This is a genomic window from Micromonospora sp. NPDC053740 (genome assembly GCF_040677775.1).
Lineage (GTDB): Bacteria > Actinomycetota > Actinomycetes > Mycobacteriales > Micromonosporaceae > Micromonospora > Micromonospora alfalfae.
Genome location: NZ_JBFASO010000007.1, coordinates 68,771 through 83,894 on the forward strand (window position 1 = coordinate 68,771; position 15,124 = coordinate 83,894).

General features: G+C 69.1%; 14 protein-coding genes. 6 read left to right on the forward strand and 8 right to left on the reverse strand.

Features of this window, described 5'->3' with window-relative positions:
* Positions 1–336: 336 nt before the first annotated feature.
* Positions 337–1,185 (reverse strand): helix-turn-helix transcriptional regulator, encoded by an 849-nt coding sequence (locus AB0K35_RS19425; protein WP_363886638.1) that lies wholly within the window; start codon positions 1,183–1,185, stop codon positions 337–339.
* Positions 1,186–1,313: 128 nt separating this feature from the next.
* Here AB0K35_RS19425 and AB0K35_RS19430 point away from each other — a divergent pair, with 128 nt between their 5' ends.
* Positions 1,314–2,300, forward strand: a complete 987-nt coding sequence (locus tag AB0K35_RS19430) for an aldo/keto reductase (RefSeq protein ID WP_363886640.1) — start codon at positions 1,314–1,316, stop codon at positions 2,298–2,300.
* 90 nt (positions 2,301–2,390) lie between these two features.
* Entirely contained in the window at positions 2,391–3,101 is a 711-nt protein-coding gene (locus AB0K35_RS19435) for an SDR family oxidoreductase (protein WP_238671451.1), read from the forward strand.
* A gap of 143 nt (positions 3,102–3,244) precedes the next feature.
* On the opposite strand, the gene AB0K35_RS19440 is transcribed toward AB0K35_RS19435, so the two are convergent.
* The 4 genes from AB0K35_RS19440 to AB0K35_RS19455 form a co-directional block, all read right to left on the reverse strand.
* Positions 3,245–5,884: a TIM-barrel domain-containing protein gene (locus AB0K35_RS19440; RefSeq protein ID WP_363886643.1), complete on the reverse strand. Its 2,640-nt coding sequence runs from the start codon at positions 5,882–5,884 to the stop codon at positions 3,245–3,247.
* Between the two features lie 414 nt (positions 5,885–6,298).
* Positions 6,299–6,769, reverse strand: a complete 471-nt coding sequence (locus tag AB0K35_RS19445) for a hypothetical protein (protein ID WP_238671446.1) — start codon at positions 6,767–6,769, stop codon at positions 6,299–6,301.
* 215 nt (positions 6,770–6,984) lie between these two features.
* On the reverse strand, positions 6,985–7,476 hold the full coding sequence (locus AB0K35_RS19450; protein ID WP_363886646.1) for a hypothetical protein: 492 nt from the start codon (positions 7,474–7,476) through the stop codon (positions 6,985–6,987).
* A gap of 57 nt (positions 7,477–7,533) precedes the next feature.
* Entirely contained in the window at positions 7,534–8,463 is a 930-nt protein-coding gene (locus AB0K35_RS19455) for an expansin EXLX1 family cellulose-binding protein (protein WP_363886648.1), read from the reverse strand.
* A 263-nt stretch (positions 8,464–8,726) separates the two neighbouring features.
* On the opposite strand from AB0K35_RS19455, the gene AB0K35_RS19460 reads away from it, so the two are divergent.
* Complete coding sequence (locus AB0K35_RS19460; RefSeq protein ID WP_363886651.1) at positions 8,727–9,536, forward strand: class I SAM-dependent methyltransferase; 810 nt, start codon at positions 8,727–8,729, stop codon at positions 9,534–9,536.
* On the opposite strand, the gene AB0K35_RS19465 is transcribed toward AB0K35_RS19460, so the two are convergent.
* Complete coding sequence (locus AB0K35_RS19465) at positions 9,537–10,139, reverse strand: TetR/AcrR family transcriptional regulator (protein ID WP_363886654.1); 603 nt, start codon at positions 10,137–10,139, stop codon at positions 9,537–9,539. It abuts the gene before it with no gap.
* Between the two features lie 119 nt (positions 10,140–10,258).
* On the opposite strand from AB0K35_RS19465, the gene AB0K35_RS19470 reads away from it, so the two are divergent.
* The 3 genes from AB0K35_RS19470 (at position 10,259) to AB0K35_RS19480 (ending at position 13,419) form a co-directional block, all read left to right on the forward strand.
* Positions 10,259–11,095, forward strand: a complete 837-nt coding sequence (locus AB0K35_RS19470) for an SDR family oxidoreductase (RefSeq protein WP_238671442.1) — start codon at positions 10,259–10,261, stop codon at positions 11,093–11,095.
* Positions 11,096–11,250: 155 nt separating this feature from the next.
* Positions 11,251–12,477, forward strand: coding sequence for an epoxide hydrolase family protein (locus tag AB0K35_RS19475; protein ID WP_238671441.1), 1,227 nt, complete (start codon positions 11,251–11,253; stop codon positions 12,475–12,477).
* Positions 12,478–13,419, forward strand: coding sequence for a redoxin family protein (locus AB0K35_RS19480; RefSeq protein WP_363886656.1), 942 nt, complete (start codon positions 12,478–12,480; stop codon positions 13,417–13,419).
* On the opposite strand, the gene AB0K35_RS19485 is transcribed toward AB0K35_RS19480, so the two are convergent.
* Positions 13,406–14,290: a transglutaminase domain-containing protein gene (locus tag AB0K35_RS19485; RefSeq protein ID WP_363886658.1), complete on the reverse strand. Its 885-nt coding sequence runs from the start codon at positions 14,288–14,290 to the stop codon at positions 13,406–13,408. The two genes, AB0K35_RS19480 and AB0K35_RS19485, sit on opposite strands and share 14 nt — an antisense overlap.
* Before the next feature lie 171 nt (positions 14,291–14,461).
* On the reverse strand, positions 14,462–15,052 hold the full coding sequence (locus AB0K35_RS19490; protein ID WP_238671438.1) for a GrpB family protein: 591 nt from the start codon (positions 15,050–15,052) through the stop codon (positions 14,462–14,464).
* Between the last annotated feature and the right edge of the window lie 72 nt (positions 15,053–15,124).

Consider the following 15,124-nt stretch of genomic DNA (forward strand, 5'->3'; position numbering starts at 1 on the left):
TCTTCTACCTCAAAGCGGATGGCGGGTGCCTGCTCCGTGTTAGGAATCCCGTCGTCGAGCTCTGGGCTCGCACCCAACGGGCCGGTGTCGTGCTGGTCACGGCGGCCGAGGCGAACGGCTTCGAGTTTGACGACTGAGGTCCGCTGTCCCGTGTGAGACCCGCATCAGGCGCGCCATCGACTGCCCGCTGACGGACGCCGAGTCGCCCTGACGCCCTCCGGTGTGCAGGTCGAGTCGTCCGTCGCCCGCCGTGCCGCCTGGGACGCCGTGCACCCGGATTTATGGCTAGGCACTAGCGCATGGCCGCGTAGCTCGGTGGCAGTTTGCGACAAGGGGTCAGTGAGGCACACCGGCCGGGAACTCCTCGACTCCCAGCACGCGCAGCAGCTCAAGCTTCTCCCGGGCCTCGGCATCGGCCGGGGTCAGCACCAGCAGCTGCTGGCCGAGGTCGGGGGTGACCAGGGTTTCGCAGTCCATCGTGATGCGGCCCACGCGCGGGTGCATGAACGTCTTGCGGTCGGCCCGGCGCACTGCCACCTCGTGCTCGGCCCACAGCCGCCGGAAGTCGTCGCTCGCAGCCCGCAACCGTTCGATCAGGCCGGTCACGGCCGGGTCGCCGGGCCGCCGGCCGGCCACCGCGCGCAGGTCGGCGACCTGTTGGCGGGCGTGCCGTTGCCATTCGTCGGGGCCGTGGAGGTCGCGGATGACCGGGTCGGTGAAGTAGCGGTAGGCGACGTAGCGGCGGTCGCCGGTCAGCCCGGTGTGGTCGCCGGTGAGCAGGATCGACATGCGGTTCTGCGCCAGGACCTCGCCGAGGTCGGACAGGACCATGGCGGGGGTGTCGCCCACCAGGTCGAGCAGGCGGACGAGGCCGGCCCGGGCCAGGCGGGCCATGCCGTCGGCGGGCGGCGGCTGGTGGCCGGCCAGGTGGAACAGGTGGCTTCGCTCGTCGTCGGTCAGCCGCAGGGCCCGGGCCAGGGCACCGAGCAACTGGGTTGACGGCTGGCTGCTGCGGCCCTGCTCAAGTCGGATGACGTAGTCGACGGACATGCCGGCGAGCATGGCGACCTCCTCGCGGCGCAGGCCGGCGGTGCGGCGGCGGGGGCCGTCGGCGATGCCGACCTCGGCGGGGCGGATGGCCTCGCGTCGGCGCCGCAGGAAGTCGGCGAGCTGCTCACGCTGCATGCCTCCATGCTGCCCCGGGACTGGGCACCGAGCCAGGGAGCGGCGCTCCCACGATAAGCGCTCCACTGCCGGCGGACCGGAAAGCGGCGCAGGGTGGAGCCGAGATCGACCGATGAGGGAGAGTTTCGATGCAGACACGCACTCTGGGCGACAAGGGCCCCAAGGTTTCCGCGGTGGGGTTGGGGGCGATGAGCATGTCGGGCACCTACGGCCCGGCCGATCGCGAGGAGAGCATCGCCACCGTGCGGGCCGCGCTGGACGCGGGGGTCACGCTGGTCGACACCGGTGACTTCTATGGCATGGGGCACAACGAGCTGCTGCTGTCAGAGGCGTTGCGGGGACGCGACCGGGACAGCTATCTGCTGAGTGTGAAGTTCGGGCAGCAGGTGGGGCCGGGCATGCGGTTCGCCGGTCAGGACTCCCGTCCGGCTTCGGTGCGGAACTTCCTGAGCTACTCGCTGACCCGGCTCGGCGTCGACCACGTGGACATCTACCGGCCGGCCCGGCTCGACCGGTCGGTGCCGATCGAGGACACGATCGGCGCGATCAAGGAGATGATCGACGCCGGTTACGTGCGGTACGTGGGGCTCTCCGAGGTTGACGCGGAGACCGTCCGGCGGGCGCACGCCGTACATCCGATCGCTGATCTTCAGATTGAGTATTCGCTGCTGTCGCGGGCGGTCGAGGCCGACGTGCTGCCCACGCTGCGGGAGCTGGGCATCGGGCTGACCGCGTACGGGGTGCTGGGCCGTGGCCTGCTCTCGGGGAACTGGGTGCCGGGGCGGGCGGACGATCCGCGTAACCACAGTCCCCGCTTCTCCGCCGAGAACGCGTCGCACAACCTCGCCCTGGTGGAGGCGTTGCGCCGGGTCGCCGACGCGAAGGGGTGCACGGTGGCGCAGTTGGCGATCGCGTGGGTGGCGGCGCAGGACCTGTCCATCGTTCCGCTGGTCGGTGCGCGTACCCGGCAGCGGCTGGCCGAGGCGTTGCCGGCGCTGGACGTGAAGCTGTCGGCCGATGATCTCGAAGAGATCGAGGCGGCCGTGCCGAAGGGTGCCGCGCGCGGTGACCGTTACCCGGCGGCGTTCATGTCGAGCCTCGGCGTCGGTAACTAGTGCCTCGGTTGCCGCGTCCCCGATCCGCACAGTGACCCGCCTCGCAAACATTTGCCTCTGACGTTAACGTGAGGTTCTAGCGTGGGGGGCATGCAGATCAACGGTACGAAAGCCCTCGTAACAGGTGCCAACCGTGGGCTCGGCAAGGCCTTTGCCGAGGCGCTCGTCGCCCGCGGTGCCACCACCGTCTACGCCACCGCCCGCCGCCCCGATCGCATCGACATCCCCGGCGTCGTCCCTCTCCAACTGGACATCACCGACCCGACGTCCATCGAGGCCGCGGCGGCCGAGGTGGGCGAACTCGACATCCTCATCAACAACGCTGGCATCTCGACAGACGCGCCCCTGCTCGGCCCCTCCACGGAGAACATCCGCCGAGAGTTCGACACCAACTTCTGGGGCACCCTGAACGTCGTCCGCGCCTTCGCTCCCCGGCTTGGCGGGGGTGCCATTCTCAACGTCATCTCAGCGCTGAGCTGGTACACCTTCGCCCCTGCCAGCAATGGCTACGCCGCTTCCAAAGCCGCGGAATGGTCTCTCACCAACGGCATCAGACTTGAGCTTGCCGACCAGAAAACCCAGGTCACCGCGCTGGCCCTGGCGATAGCCGACACCGACATGATGGCCGCCTACGACATCCCTAAACTGCCACCCCACGAGGTGGTCGCCATGGCGTTGGACGGCCTGGAAGCGGGCAAGCTCGAAGTGATCGCCGACAGCCCCACCGCCAAGGTCAAGGCTTCGCTTTCCCGCGACCCGGCCCTCTTCTACGCCGACATCTCCGCCGCCCTCTTCGGCTGACACCACCGCCTCCCGCGCAGCCCGCCAGGGAAATGTAAGGCGGCTCAACACTCCAGCAAGGTGTCTGTTCTAACCGCGTCAGATACGAACCGGCCGGGTGGGTTGCCCCACCCGGCCGGTGTCTGGATCCCCGCAAACGGGCTCTAGTGCTTCTTGAACGCCGGCATGGTGTCCAGGGTGGTGGTGATGTTCTGCGTGGTGCCGCCCCGGTATGTCTTCCCGGTGAAGATGTCGGTCCAGGTGTTGCCCGGCGGGAACCACACCGACGTGGTCGCGGTGGTGCCTGGCGTCGTCACCGGGGCCACCAGGTAGTCCGGGCCGTAGAGGTACTGGGAACCGGCGGTGGCGTACGCGGCCTGCTCATTCGGGTACGCGAGGTACATCGAGCGGACGATGGGCGTACCCGTGCGAGTGGCCTCCTTGGCGGCGGCGTAGGTGTACGGCTGCAGTTCCTTGCGCAGGTTCAGGAACTTCTTGGCCGACGCGTTCGCCTCCGGGCCGTACTGCCAGGGCAGCCGGTCGCTGTGGTTGGAGTGCAGCCTGTCGATGGGCTGGAACGTGCCGAACTGCACCCACCGGGCGTAGAGGTCGTCGGGCAGCTTGGTGCTGCCCGGTTCGGTGCCCGGCTCCTGGAGGCCGCCGGTGTGCCCGCCGATGTCGTGGCTGACAGCGGCCAGCCCGGTCGCCGCCGACTCGCCCGGCGTGTAGCCGACCTCCATCTGCAGTGTCGACCAGTCGGAGGTGGTGTCGCCGGTGAAGTGCAACGTGGTGCGCTTGTCGGCCCACGGTCCGGTGGACACCGGGGTCGGGCTGCTGTATCCGCCGGCCTGCAAGGAGCCGTACGCCCGGGAGAACGCGAAGCCGGTCTTGTCGGCGTACTGCTTGTTGATCCAGGCGTCCCCGGTCACGCCGGCGAGCGACGACTTCGTGTTGTCGCAGCACCAGTCGAGCCACCACAGGTCCGGGCCCTTGCTGCCCTTCGGGATCATTCCGTCGTGCAGCTGCATGTATGCCTTGAGCTGGTCCGGGTCGCCGAAGTCGAAGGCGTAGCAGTCGGGACCGCCGTTGCAGCCGACGCGCTGGAGCTTGCCCTTCGCGGTGGCCTGCGCCTGCGCGAACTTCGGGTCCGAGCCGAGGATGCTGGGGTGGATGTTGATGCCGGTGTGCAGGCCCTGCTTCTTCGCCCAGTCGAAGAACGCCTTCGGGTCGGGGATGCGGGTGGGGTCGATGCTCCAGCCGTTCCACTTGTCCGGCGCCTTGACGTCGGTGTCGAGGACCAACACGTCCAGCGGCACGCCCTCGGTTTTGGCCCGGGTCACCAGGTTCTGGAACTCGGTGGCGGTGCGGTCGTAGTACTCGGAGTACCACACCCCGTACGCCCACTTGGGCAGCAGTTTCGTGGGCCCGGTCAGGGTCGACAGGTCCTTCAGAGCGCGGGTGAAGTCCTGCCCGTACGCGAAGACGTAGCCGTCCTGCTCGGCGGCGGGCCGCGGCTTGGTGGTGCTCAGGGCCGAGGCCGAGTCGTCGAGCAGGTACCAGCCGTCCTGGTAGAGCAGGCCCGGAGCGGTGAGGGCGGAACCGGTCACGCCGTCCAGGCCCCGGCGGTAGCCGCCGAGCGGCGCGTGCGGGGCGAGCAGCGGGGAGCTCTTGCTCGTGACGGCGACAGTGTCGACGTTGACGTTGCAACTGGCGTCCGTGGGGCAGCCCAGGACCACTGTGTTGGTGCCTCGGTTGAGGTGGACCGGGACGGAAACGGTGTTCCAGTAGTCCCATCCGCTGGTCGGCGGAAGGGTCGCCGTGACCGGCGCCGCCGTTCCCGCCGTGACCGACATGGTGCGCGTCTGGCTCGGCTGGGCGCCGGCCCGGCCGTTGGCGTAGCGGATCTGCACCTGGTAGTCACCGGCGGACGGAACATCCGTCACTGTCAGCGTGTCGGCTGAGCTGGTGCTCTCCAGGCCGGCCAGGAATCCCGTACCGGATGCGCCGTTGTGGTCGTTCGCGGGCCTCGCGCCGCCGGTCAGCGCGCCGGTCTCGGCCTCTCCCAGCGTGCCGAACCGCAGAGGCTGCGGTTGGGGCGGGGTCGGCGCCGGGAACGAGTCACCCGGGTTGACCACCGCGAGACTGTCGACGTTCACGTTGCCGGAGTCGTTGGGACCCCGCACGATGCTGATCTCGTGCCGGCCGGCGGTGAGGTCGACCGGCGCGCTGGCCAGGCCCCAGGTGTCCCAGTTAGCGGTGGGCGGCAGTGTCAGCGTGTGGCCGGCGTCGCCGTCGACCTGAATCGTCAGGGTGCGGTCCACGTTCTGGCCGTCGCCGCCGGTGCTGTTGGCGTAGCGGACGGCGAGCTGCTTCGTGCCGCCCTCCGGAGCGTCGAGCGCGAACGTGACCGAGTCGCCGGACGAGGCGAAGCCGGCCGCGAAGCCGCGTCCGGTGAATCCCTGGTGGTCGGTGGCCACGCCAGGGCCGTTCAACTGCAGCGATTCGGCCTCGCAGAGCGCGCCGAACGCGCAGGCCGGGGCGGTGTGACCGGCCCAGGGTTGGCCCTGAACCGTCTGCTTGCCGGCAGTGAGCCGCACGGTGAGGTTGTCGGCGGTGAACGCACCCGAGCCGACCCGGTACCGCAATGTCATCGCGCCGGTGTCGATGGTGAGCCAGCCGTGGTCGACGTGCTTGGTGAAACGCGTACGGGGGAAATCGTCGCGCCCGATGGCGTTGAACGTGGCGGCGTCGGTGAACCTGCCGTCCTTCTGGTACTCGGTGCGGATCAGTGTCGGGGACAGCACCTCGAAACGTGCGTCACCCGACCGTACGGCTCCGTCTTGCGCCCGGTGGTGGCTGGCCTGGGCCGGCGCGGACGGAGCGAGCGCCAGTCCCGTGATGAGAATGCCGACTGCGGCGACTGCTGTCGCGCTGCGGCGCGGTGAGTTCCGATAGAGCAAGATGCGCTCCTCGTCTCAAATGGAGGAAATGAGTCGATGACAACGCTGTCACTCGCTCGAAACGCATGTCAACGGGCCTCCGAGGGTGTCGCTTCTCTCTTTCCCGTACTGCCAGCGGCTCAGACGTACGGGGACCAGGGCTCGGGCTGTTCGGCGTCCCAGCCCAGCTCGTCGAGTGCGCGGTAGGTCAGCCCACCACGCGCATCGAAGCTCTCCGAGATCATCGCCGGATGGTACGACGGGGCACGGCGGCGGCAGCTACCAGATGTGCGCGCGTTCGTCGATGAACCGAGACGGTTCCCCGAGGAAGGTGTTGGCCGGGACTGCGCCATGTGCCAGGTTGAGGGTGTCCAACCGGTAGAACGTGGCACCGCCGTTCATCCCGGCGAAGCGGTAGTTGATGTGCCAGCGCAGCCATTCGCCGCGGGCGAGTCGTACCGAGGGCGACCGGCGGTGACGGCGCGGCGCGCCCCAGGCCGCGGCGATCAGTTCAACCTGGAGTTGACCAGCTACCAGTTGGAGGCGCACGTCGCTCCGGTACGGCGGGCGTGTCAGTTCCTCGCGCGGCTCGAACCCCACGGCCTCCGACATCTTGATCTCTTGAACGAACGGCGCCGCCCGTTCCGGCAGGACGAACGACACCGGTACGGCGTTACGCCGGGTCGCCTCGGCGCCGCCGCGCGAACGCTTCGTCCACGAGGTACGAACCCACTGCACCACGGCATCCACCCGGCGATGCTCGGTCGCTACGGGTCCTGACGCAACCCAGATTCACTCTGCCTGGCGCGCTACGCGGCCGACGTCAGCCTCCCCCCGGACGGCATGTGTCGGGTCCGAAACGGGGGCGACGCTGCGGTGTCGTTCACCGTCGTTGACACGTACCCGGGGACAGGTTCGGCTGGTTGTCGGGTTGGGCCCCTTGCTGGTCGTCTGGTTGGTGGGGGCTAATCAGCCAACGCTCGCTCCTGAGCCAGCGTCTCAACTGGGCCTGATGGGAGTGACACGCGTACTGCCTCGGTTCGCGAATGTGTCGTCAACCGCGTGCCCTCGTGCGCGTCGAGAAATCCGGTCAGTCCACTGAGCGGGGCAGCCTCCATCAGTGGGTGATCGTCGGCTTGCGGGGAGAACGCCGCGAGCAACGCCGACCGCAGGTCAGCGTCGAGCAGCGGCAAGACATAGGGTGCCGCGGCGTCGGGGTGGAAGCCCTCCGGGCAGGTGCCGCGTAGGAACATCAGGTCGAAGACCCGACGGGTGGGGCTGCCGAGTTGTGGCTCGTCAACCGTGGTCAGGATCGTCCCCAGCCGAAACCCGGGTGCGGACTCCACGCGGACGTCCAAGAACTCAGTCTCCGTGCTGTTCCACCAACGTCTGACCTCGTCGTCGGGTACGTCTTCGACGATCGCGACCAACCACAGGTCTTCGATCCAGCCATCCACTCGGGCATTGTGCCCGGTGGTCGCCGACGGTCACTGCCTGTCGCCGCTGCGGCTCGGTCAGCAGCGGGGGCGGTCGAGCGGAGCGGCGGCACCCGCGAGCGCTTCGACTGTCGCCGTCGGTGCGGCCGACTCCGTCGGCGTCGGTGCGGGCGCGATGGTGGGGCTCGGCGGGGCCGAGGGTGAGCCGCTGGGCGTGGGGGAGGCGCTGGCGAGGGTGGCCGTGCTGCGTTGCACCTGCTTGGTGACCAGGCGGATGCCGGTGGCTGTCGCCTGGCGTCCGTACACGTCGGTGACCCTGATGCTGTACGGCCCGGGGCCGATCCCGCCCTCGATGGTCCAGTGGTTGTCGCTCTGCCGGGCGGCCTTGCGGAAGCCGCCGCCGGCCCCCTGCGCCTCGACCGAGCGGAGTGGGTTGCCGTGGTTGCCGACCTGCACCGCGAACCAGTATTTCGAGGCGCCGCCCTTCATGCGGAAGGTGAGCCCTCCGTCGAGCGGTGGGTTCACCACCGCCCGGTACGTCACTGACGCGATGCCCTGCGACCGGTCGGCGATTTTGGTGAACGCCTCGGTGGAGAGGTCGATCTTGCTGGGTCCGCAGCCGCCGCACTGGTCCATCACCATGACCCGGACCTTGCCCTTCGGGCCGCTCACCTCCAGGTAACTGCCGCAGGCCGCCGATCCGGAGTACTGAGATGCGCCGACAGCCACGTAGAGCCGGTCCGCCGGCGGGCCGGGGAAGGAGCAGTTGCCGCCCGAGCGGCCCGCGTCGTAGAAGCTGGCCTTTCCCTTGTGGACGGCGTTGCCCGTCGGCGGCGCGGCGCAGGCCGGGGCGGCGCCACCCCGGACGGCGAGGGTGATGCCCAGGACGGCGGCCAGGGCGGTGACCCCGGCGCCGGCCACCCAGTGCCTGACCCGCCGACCCGACCGAGGTGTGCCGTTGTCGCCGGCCGGGATGTCGTTGTCGGGGGCCGTGCCTGGTGCCGTCACGGCGCCTGATGTTGCCGCACCGTGCTGTGGCAGCGCAAAGCCGTCCCACCGATCGTCACTCGCCGGATCGGCGTGGCCGCAGTCCGTTGAGAGCGCCGGTGGCGGCGACTAGGTTCGTCATCGTCATCGCGGTGGTGCCTCTGACCGCCGCTGCCATCCTGGCCCACGTTGCCTGGCGCCGGCCGCGACCTCCGCTTCCACTCCGCCACGCGGGCATGTCCTGAGAAGTCGAACCAGGTCACCACCGAGGAAAGGGGCACGAGGTGAAGCACTCCATCTCCGATGTGCAGGAGTACCTCTCACTGGAGCCGCTGACCACGCGGATCCAGACACATCAGCGCTACAGCGAAGTCCCGGACGACGTCGAACGTACGGTCCGGCAGGCGGTGTCGCTGTCCAGGGACGCGGATCTGCTCGATGTCGGCTGCGGCACCGGCGCCTTTCTCCGCAATCTCGCGGAGCGGGGCCATCGCGGCCGGCTCGTGGGGCTGGACACCTCACCGGCGGCCGTACACGCGCTCTCTGACGCCGCAGGCGTGTCGGCGCAACTCGGCAACGCGATGAACCTGCCGTATGGCGCGGCGGCCTTCGACGTCGTCACAGCGCGCCACATGCTCTACCACGTTCCGGATGTGCGGCGGGCGTTGGCCGAGTGCCGGCGGGTGCTCAGGTCGGACGGAGTCTTCGCGGCCGTGGTGAACAGCCCCGGCACGACACCTCGGGTGTGCGCGCTCGTCGCCGAGCTGGTCACGTCGGCGGGGATCGACATCCCGGTCGTGCCCAACTCGCGGGTCAACAGCGACAATCTGCCCGAGATGATCGAGTTGACCTTCGGCGCGGTCGCCGTACACCGATTCGACAACGCCCTCGTCTTCGACAGTCCGGAGCCGGTCATCGCGTTCGCGGCGGCCCAACTGTCGTTCTACGGCGTCGAGCCCGACTCGGCCCTGCGCCCGGAGTTGACGCGAGCCATCGGCGCGAAGGTGCGCGCCTGGTTCACCGCCGAGGCGGGGCCGTGGCGCGACCCCAAGGGCTACGTGATCTGCACGGCGCGTCAGGGTCGGCAGGGCTAGTCACTCGCCGGACCGGCGGGGGCGCAGTCCGTTGAGGGCGGTGGCGACGACGAGGTCGGCGTACTCGGCGGTGAGCGGGCCGCTGCGGTGCAGCCACCGGTTGAGTATCGGCCCCCAGATCATGTCCACCGCCACGGCGAGGTCGACGTCCTCGGCGATCTGGCCTGCCCGCTGGGCGCTGCGCAGGCGCTGCCGCTTCGCCTCCTTCAACGGCCCGTCCAACCGTTCGGCATACGCCGCTGCCAGCACGGGGTCGAGCGCGATCTCGGTGGCCAGCGCGCGCATCGGTTGCTCGTACCGGGGGTCGTTCATCTCCTCGACAGTCGCGTGCAGCACCACTGTCAGGTCCGCCGCCAGGTCGCCGGTGTCCGGCAGCGTCGGCGGACCACCCTCGGTGGCCTCGCTGAGCATGAGGAAGGCGTCGAAGATGACAGCGCCCTTCGACGGCCACCAGCGGTAGATGGTCTGTTTGCCGACGCCGGCCCGCGCGGCGATGCCCTCGATGCTGAGCTTCGCGTACCCCGTTTCCTGAAGCAGGTCGAAGGCCGCGGTGAGGATGGCGCGTCGGGAGGTCTCTCTCCGGCGGGCCGTGTTGGGCGTCATGGGCAGAAGAATAACAGCCGACGAGACGAACCGTCTCGTCTTGACGGCGATGCTGTGGCGGCCCTAGTCTCGGCACATCACGAGACGGACCGTCTCGTCTTGAAACGCTTGGAGAACACATGCGTACCTGGTTCATCACCGGTGCCAGCCGCGGCCTGGGCCGCGCCTTCGCCGACGCCGCGCTCGACCGGGGTGACCGGGTGGTCGCCGCCGCCCGCACCATCAACCAGGCCGACTTCGACGAGAAGTACGCCGACCGGCTGCTGGCCCTGACCCTCGACGTGACCGACCGCGCCGCGGTCATCGCCGCCGTGACCACCGCCGTCGAGCACTTCGGCCGGCTCGACATCGTCATCAACAACGCCGGCACCCTGTCCATGGGCATGATCGAAGAGTTCACCGAGGCCGAGGCGCGCGCCCAGTTCGAGGTCAACCTCTTCGGCGCGCTCTGGGTCAGTCAGGCAGTGCTGCCGCACCTGCGCGCCCAACGTTCCGGCCACATCGTGCAGGTCTCCAGCATCGCCGCGCTCGCCGGCTTCCCGAGCACCGGCCTGTACAGCGCGAGCAAGTTCGCCCTGGAGGGCATGAGCGAGGCGCTGGCGATGGAGGCGGCGGCCTTCGACATCACTGTCAGCATCGTGCAGCCGGGCGGATACTGGACCGACCTCTACACCAGCGTGCGCGCCACCACCCCGATGGACGCCTACGCGCCACTGCGTGCCGAGTTGGAGCGCCAGTGGGCGGAAGGCTCGATCGACAGCGAACCGCGGCTCGCCGCCGACGCGCTGCTGCGCCTTGTCGACAGCGACGAGCCGCCGCTGCGGCTCCTGCTCGGCAGCATGGTGTACGACCTGGCGTTCGACATCGCCCGTCGACGGATGGACACCTGGGCGAGCTGGGAGCAGGTCAGTCGCGCCGCCGAACACGCCGTGGCGGCCCCCGGAGCTGACACGTGAGAGGGCTGCTCGTATCGCCACGAGCAGCCGGTGCGGCGTTCTAGGCTCCGAGATATGGCGGCGGCGTGCCCATCGTTGGCACACAAGTCCGGGCAGAGCCTTTCACCCATGATTTCTCCTCGCGAGGCGCAAACCGAGACGGAGAGGAAACACGCATGGCTGTCACAACCAAGACTCGTCCGGGCACCACGGAGATTCGGCCTTTCTCGGTCGACATTCCGCAGGCCGACCTCGATGACCTGAAGAGGCGCATCAAGGCCACCCGCTGGCCGGACAAGGAAACGGTGGACGACCAGTCGCAGGGCGTGCCACTCGCGACCATTCAGGCCGTCGCCCGCTATTGGGAAAAAGAGTACGACTGGCGCAAGGTCGAGGCGCGGCTGAACGCCGTACCGCAGTTCATGACCACCATCGACGGAGTGGACATCCACTTCATCCACGTGCGCTCGAAGCACGAGGAAGCGCTGCCGCTCATCGTCACCCACGGGTGGCCGGGCTCGGTGATCGAGCAAATGAAGATCATCGAGCCGCTCACCGACCCGACGGCGCACGGCGGAAGCGCGTCGGACGCCTTCCACCTGGTCATCCCGTCGCTGCCCGGCCACGGCTTCTCCGGCAAGCCGACCGAGTCCGGGTGGAACCCGCAGAAGATCGCGACCGCCTGGACCGAGCTGATGAAACGGCTCGGCTACAACAGGTTCGTCGCGCAGGGCGGCGACTGGGGTGCTGTCATCGTCGACCAGATGGGCATTCAGGCGCCCCCGGAACTGCTGGGCATCCACACCAACATGCCCGGTGCGATCCCACCCGAGATCGACCTGTTGTTCCAGGGCGACACCACCGGCGCGAACAACGCCATGGGCTCGCTGCCAGCAGGGCTCTCCGACGACGAAATGCGTGCCGCCGAGGAAGCCAACTACGTCTGGAAACACGTCGCCTACGCCCTCATGATGGCGACACGTCCGCAGACGCTGACCGGGCTGGCGGATTCTCCGGTCGGCCTGGCGTCGTTCCTGCTCGACCACGACGCGAAGAGTCTGGCCCTGATCTCGCAGGTCTTCGACGGGGCCAAAGCGGGCCTCACCCGCGACGACATCCTGGACAACATCTCGCTCTACTGGTTGACGAACACGGCGATCTCCGCGTCCCGGCTGTACGCGGAGAACAAGCTCTCGTTCTTCGCCGCCAAGGGCGTGAAGGTCCCGGTCGCCGTGAGCGTCTTCCCCGACGAGCTGTACGAGGCGCCGCAGAGCTGGGCCGAGCAGGCGTACTCCAACCTCATCTACTACAACAAGCTCGACGTGGGCGGGCACTTCGCGGCCTGGGAACAGCCGAAGATCTTCTCCGAAGAGCTTCGCACCGCCTTCCGGTCGCTGCGCTAGATGGGCGTGCACCTGCCCCCGCTGAACGGGGCGGCCGAGTGGCTCAACTCCGAGCCACTCGACCCCGCCGACCTGGGTGGGCGCGTCGTCCTGGTCAACTTCTGGACGCTGACCTGCATCAACTGGTTGCGCCAGGAGCCGTACGTGCGGGCCTGGTCGCAGGCCTACAGCGATGACGGGCTGGTCGTCATCGGGGTGCACACGCCGGAGTTTCCGTTCGAGCACGAGGTCGACCGGGTGCGCCGCGCGGTGGCGGACCGATCGATCGACTACCCGGTGGCGGTCGACAACGACTACACGATCTGGAGCGCGTTCGACAACCACTACTGGCCGGCGCTCTACTTCGTCGACACCGACGGCGTCATCCGCGACGAACACTTCGGCGAGGGGCGCTACGAGCAGTCCGAGCGGATGCTCCAGCACCTGCTCGGCATCGAGCGCGAACCCGTACCCGTCAAAGGGATCGGCCCGGAGGCAGAGGCCGACTGGGACAACCTGCGCACGCCCGAGACGTACCTCGGCTTCAGTCGCGGCGAACACTTCGCGTCGCCGAACGGTCCGGCGCTCGACGAACGCCGCGCCTACCAGGTGCCGGAGAGCCTCGGCCTCAACCAGTGGGCGCTGGCGGGGGAGTGGACGATCGGGTCGGACAACGTCGTGTTGGACCGGGCCGGCGGCAGCATCGCCTTCCGGTTCCACGCCCGCGACGCGCACCTCGTGCTGGCCGCCGGGGTGGGAGCGTCGATTCCGTTCCGGGTGCTCCTCGACGGTGACGCTCCCGGCCCGTCACACGGCGTCGATGTCGACGAGGACGGCAACGGCGTACTCCAGGACGGCCGGCTCTACCAGCTCGTCCGCCAGGACGGCCCGGTCCGTGAGCGGACCCTGGAGATCACGTTCGGCGAGCCGGGCGCCCAGGCGTACGCCTTCACCTTCGGCTGATACGCAGATCGACAGTGCTCACAGTGCCGGAGACCGGTGAGAAGCTGCGTATTTGAGCGCCGGGACGCAGGCGAGTGTCGGTCGCGTACCTTGCGGCGAGCGCCTTCTCCGCCGCCTCGTCGCCGTCGTCGGCTTCGAGCAGCAGGGCGGCGATCTCATCGGCGAGCGTGAGGTCGGCGGCGGCGAGGTCGTCGGTCATCGCGCCGAAGCTGTCCCACAGCAGCAGCTCGTCCTTCAGCCGATGGGCCAGTTCGTGCAGGACGTAGTTGTAGATGAACCAGGCGCCGTGGACCGGCAGGCCGGGGGCCACGCCGTAGACGTCGGGATCGATCGTCCCGGCCCGGTACGCCGACCACACCCGCGCCGCCGAGTCGAAGAGCCCTGCCCCCGGGTCGATGTCGTAGCCGTCGAACCGCCAGTCGCCGGCCGGGTCGAGCTCCGGGTCGGCCCAGACCCAGCGCTCGCCGTTCCAGTACTCCATCACCACGTGATCGTGGTGCCAGCCGGGAGTGAAGTAGGAGGCGAAGCCGACCCGGCTGCGGCTGGGAATGCCGTGCTGACGGAGGATCGCGATCGATAGCAGCGTGTGGTCCCGGCAGCAGCCGGCCACCCGGTCCACGGCCGGGCGCTCAGCGCTCAGCGGCAGGGGAAAGCGGGACTGGTCGGTGTCGAGGACGCGGTCCACCCAGCGGTGGTTCACCTCGTCCAGCCGGTCGACAGGCAGGTCGACGCCGCCGGCCCGGTAGTGGACGATCACGTTGCGGGCGGTCGCGGCGACTGTGGGGACGTCGGAGGCCACGGCGTCGAGGAGCCCGCCGTGCCGCCCGGGGTCGCTGTAGGGGGAGTGTCCCCGGTAGTCATCAAGGTCCATGGAGCCAGTCTCCAGCCCGCCACCGTGTCAGGGTCAAGGCGCTTTTCCGGACAATGTCGACTGCCCGGCCGGCCGCCGGCCCGCGGCCCGCGGCCAGATCTTGGACAGTTTCCGTTAGCTGATAACGGAAACTGTCCAAGATCTACGTGTTGCCGCCGACTGCGCGGGGCGTCAGGCGGCGAAGATGCGCGCGTAGATCTCGTCGATGACGTCGTTCTTCGCGAGGCTGTAGTCGCGGGGCTGGTGCGCGGTGTCCCGGGCGAGGCGGCGCTTGGCCGCGGCGTACCGCTCACGGTCGTGCGGATGCGAACGCAGCCAGTCGCGGAAGAGCCGGTGCCGGACGGGTTCCGGCGCACCCGGCGGCCAGACGTGCAGGTTGACGTCCTCGCCGGGGCTGACGAGCATCCGATGCCCGTGCCACCAGGGCTCGCGCAGGACGAGCCGGTACCCGAGCCGCTCCAGCGCGGGGAGGTAGGCGGCCTCCTCGGCGGTGTCCTCGACGATGAGGTCGATGTCGATGATCGGCTTGGCCGCCAGCCCCGGCACCGCCGTGGACCCCACGTGTTCCACAGCGAGGGCCAGGTCGCCCAGCGCCTCGACGATCGACGTGCGGAGGGCGACGAATCGCTGCGCCCAGGCCCTGTCGTACTCCTCGATGACGACTGACGCCCAGGTCCGTGGCGGCTCGCCGACCAGGCCGGCGTCGACCTGCTCGGGGGTGCCGTGGAAGCGCTGCACGACGTCCTGCGGATACTCGGCCACGTCGACCTCCTCGGGAAGCAAAGCTACGACATGACGATCGGTGCGGCCGCACCCGACCGATGCGGGCATCGG